Origin of the sequence: Burkholderia sp. Se-20378 (genome assembly GCF_017104665.1) — a bacterium.
Classification (GTDB): Bacteria; Pseudomonadota; Gammaproteobacteria; order Burkholderiales; family Burkholderiaceae; genus Burkholderia; species Burkholderia lata.
This window is the reverse complement of the sequence record NZ_JAAGPG010000665.1, coordinates 1-3,775: the sequence shown is the minus strand read 5'-3', so window position 1 is coordinate 3,775 and position 3,775 is coordinate 1. Positions and strand designations below refer to the sequence as shown.

The 3,775-nt window shown below is 69.3% G+C and carries 3 protein-coding genes; 1 reads left to right on the top strand and 2 read right to left on the bottom strand.

Annotated elements, in window-relative coordinates; translation table 11 throughout:
• Nucleotides 1–185: 185 nt before the first annotated feature.
• Both G3N93_RS35725 and G3N93_RS35720 read right to left on the bottom strand, forming a co-directional pair.
• Complete coding sequence (locus G3N93_RS35725; RefSeq protein ID WP_069251438.1) at nt 186–866, bottom strand: response regulator; 681 nt, start codon at nt 864–866, stop codon at nt 186–188.
• 124 nt (nt 867–990) lie between these two features.
• Nucleotides 991–2,229 (bottom strand): multidrug effflux MFS transporter, encoded by a 1,239-nt coding sequence (locus G3N93_RS35720; protein ID WP_206135095.1) that lies wholly within the window; start codon nt 2,227–2,229, stop codon nt 991–993.
• Between the two features lie 102 nt (nt 2,230–2,331).
• On the opposite strand from G3N93_RS35720, the gene G3N93_RS35715 reads away from it, so the two are divergent.
• On the top strand, nt 2,332–3,775 hold a 1,444-nt coding region (locus G3N93_RS35715), incomplete at its 3' end, for a PLP-dependent aminotransferase family protein (protein WP_206135094.1).

Genomic DNA, 3,775 nt, shown 5'->3' with positions numbered 1-3,775 from the left:
TCACGCGGCCCCCTGCCGGGCCGCCCCGTGGGGCATCGCGGAGCATGCACGGCGCACCGCTCCGCGCCCGCGCGGTCGGCCGCGAATGGCATGCGTGTCGTGGGCGGGCCGCGAACGTGCCGGCCCCGCGCAGCGCGTCAACGCGTCCACCGCTCCCGTGCAAGGATCATGAGCGCGGCAGCGGTTCATTCCGCCGTCTCCGCCTTCGCTTCCAGCAGATAACCGAGCCCGCGCAGCGTGACGATCGCGACGCCCGTGTTTTCGAGCTTCTTGCGCAGCCGGTACACGTAGATCTCGATCGCATCGGCGTTCACCGACTCGTCGAGCCCGAAGATCTTCTCCGACAGCGTTTCCTTGTTGATCGCGCGACCGTTGCGCAGGATCAGCACCTCGAGCACCGAGCGCTCGCGCGGCGTGAGCGACAGCGGCTCGCCCGCGAGATGGAAGCTGCGGTCGATACTGTCGTACGAAAGCGGCCCGCATTCGACCCGCGAATGCTCGTGGCCGAGGCTGCGGCGGATCAGCGCGCGGGCGCGCGCCTCCAGCTCGGTCAGTTCGAACGGCTTCGCGAGATAGTCGTCGGCGCCGAGATCGAGCCCTTTCACGCGATCCTCGACCGACCCGTGTGCGGTCAGAATCAGCACCGGCACCGGATTGCGCCGCGCGCGCAGCCGCCGCAGCACTTCCAGCCCGTCGAGCTTCGGCAGCCCGAGATCGAGAATCACCAGCGCGTAATCCTGCGTGCGCAGCACGTGGTCGGCCGCCTCGCCGTCCGCCATGTGATCGACCGCGAAGCGCGCCGCGCTCAGCGCGTCGTTCAGCGACTGGGCGAGGTTCGGATTGTCTTCGACGAGCAGCACACGCATGGGGATTCCGGTAAGGTCAGCGACAGGCCGCTACATTACATGATCCTTTCCATCGCGACGCCTCGCGGAAACACGGGTTGCGCCGCCCGCGCGGGCGCAAGTCGGCCGCCGCGCCGGCCGTCCCTCAGCGCTCGGCAGCGGGACGGTTCCGCGTCGCGAAGCGCGAACCGTCGCCTGCCTGCCGCCGATCGCGCAGGCCGACCGCCACCGCCAGGAACGCGACGCTCGCACCGACCGTGACGACGATCATCGGCCATGCAGTGCCGTCCGACAGCCACGCCAGCACGCCGCCGCACGCGGCCGTGATCGCCATCTGGATAAAGAAGAACAGCCCGGACGCCGTCCCGGCGATCGTCGTGTACGGCTGCATCACCGCGAACTGGCAGGCCGGGATCGCGATCCCGACGGCGACCATCACGAAGAACATCGGGACGACGAGCGCCGCCACCGCCGTCGGCGCGATCGCACCGCCGATCCACAACACGACGGCGCTGGCCAGGTTGACGCCTGCCGCCGCCGCGATGACCGAATCGGCCTTCCAGCGCGTGCCGGTCCGCGCGAACAGGTTCGAGCCGATCAGGTAGCCGAGCACGGTCAGCCCGAAAATCGCCGCATACACCGGGCCCGATACGCCCCGTTGCCGCTGGAACAGCGTCGACGATTCCGCGATGAACGGGTAGTACGTGCAGTACGCGAAACTGATGGCGAGCGAGTAGCGCAGGAAACTGCGCTCGCGCAGCAGGCCCGCGTATGTTCGCAGGAGCCCGTTGCCCGGCGCCGGCCGCGCGTCGCGCTCGCGGGTCTCCGGCAGGTAGCGCAGCACCATCGCCGTCGCAATGAGCCCGCCCACCGCGAGCCATCCGAACACGCCGCGCCATCCGAGCCACTCGGCCACCGCGCTGCCGGCCAGCGGCGCAATCACCGGCGACAACGCCATGCCGGCCGAGATCCGGCCCAGCATCGTGGCCTGCATCGCGGTCGGGAAGCGCTCGCGCACGATCACGCGGCCGATCACCGTTCCGCTGCAGCCGCCCAACGCCTGGAAGATGCGGGCGGCAACGATCGCCGTGACGCTGGCCGACCACGCGCAGGCGACGCTCGCGACCACGTAGAGACACAGGCCGCCGAGCAGGACGGGACGGCGGCCGTAACGGTCGGACAACGGCCCCGACACCAGCATCGACAGCGCATAGCCGACCATGTACAGGGTCAGCGTGAGCTGCAACTGGGCGTCGGTGCCGTGCAAAGCGTCCGCCATCGCCGGCAGTGAAGGCAGGTACGCATCGATCGTGACCCGCGGCAGGCACACGACGAGCATCAACAGGAACAGCCAGCCCCACTGGGGTAATGAACGCGTTTTCATGCGGTGAGCCCGTCTCCGGTCGGATTGATGTGGTCGACAGCAATCTAAGGTCAAAGTGATATAAGCTGAAGGACCATTAAATCCACCACTTACTAGACCACTATGCCGCGAGGCAAAGCCGCGATTCCGCTTGACCTGCCGTGTCCTGCCGGACTGTCCACGGGCAGTCCGCAGTCGAAGCAGGAGTGCATTGCCGACGCGCTGCGCGACGCGATCCTGAAGCGCCTGCTTCCCGGCGATAGTCCGCTGCCGTCCAGCCGCACCCTCGCCGCGCGCTGGGGCGTCGCCCGGGGCACTGTCGAAGCGGCGTACGACCGGCTGTGCTCCGAGGGCTACATCGCCCGCACGCAAGGATCGGGGTCGCGGGTGTGCGCGGTGGTGCCGGACAACTATCTGCGCGCGGCCGCGCAGTCGCGCGACACCGGCCTTCCTCCTTTCGACGCGCCCGCCGCGCCGACGCGCACGACCGACGCCGCCGTGCCGGAACAAGGCGTCCGTCCGGGCGTCCCGTTCGTCGCGCGGCTTGCCGATCCCGGCCTGCTGCCGATGCAGCAATGGAAGAAGGCGCTCGGGGCCAGCCTGCTTGCCGCGACGGCGAACGACCTCGGGGCCACGCCGGCGCAAGGCGTCGAGCGCCTGCGCGTTGAAATCGCCGCCTACCTGCGGGAATACCGGGGCATCCCGTGCGACGCCGGCGACATCTTCATCACGACCGGCATCCGGCATTCGATCGATCTCGTCGCGCGCACGCTGCTCGCGCCCGGCTCGACGGTGCTGATGGAGGATCCCGGCTATGCATCAGCGTGGCAGATCTTCACGATCGCGGGCGCGTCCGTGATCGACGTGCCGGTCGATCGGGAGGGCATCGACACGGCGTCGCTGGACCGCTATCCCGATGCGCGCGCGGCCTACGTCACGCCCGCCCACCAGGCGCCGCTCGGCGTCACGATGTCGGTGTCGCGCCGGCTCGAGCTGCTCGACTGGGCGCAGCGCACCCGCGCGTGGATCATCGAGGACGACTACGACGGCGAATTCAGCTACCAGACCGCCCCGCTGCCCGCGCTGAAATCGCTCGACGCATGCGATCGCGTGATCTACTGCGGCTCGTTCAACAAGACGCTGTTCTCGGGGCTGCGCATCGGCTTCATGGTCGTGCCGGCGGAACTGAGGCCGGCGCTGTCGGCCGTGTGGCATGCGACCGCACGCTCGGTCGGCGTCGTGCCGCAGCTGGCGCTGGCCCGCTTCATCGCGCACGGCGATTTTGCGAAGCACCTGCGCGCCGCCCGTCACGCGTACCGCCAGCGGCGCGACGTCGTGCTCGACCAACTGGCGAAGCACGCCGGCGGGCGGTACACGGTGTCCGGCGAACACGCGGGCTTTCATTTCGTGCTGTGGCTGCCGCCCGGAATGGACGACACGACGTATGTCGCACGAGCCCAGGCGGACGGCATCGAATTGCAGCCGATCCGTGGATTCTGTCGAAGCGCCCGGTGCGAAGCGGGCGTCGTCGTCGGGTACGCCGCGCTGACGGCCGCGCACGCGCGCA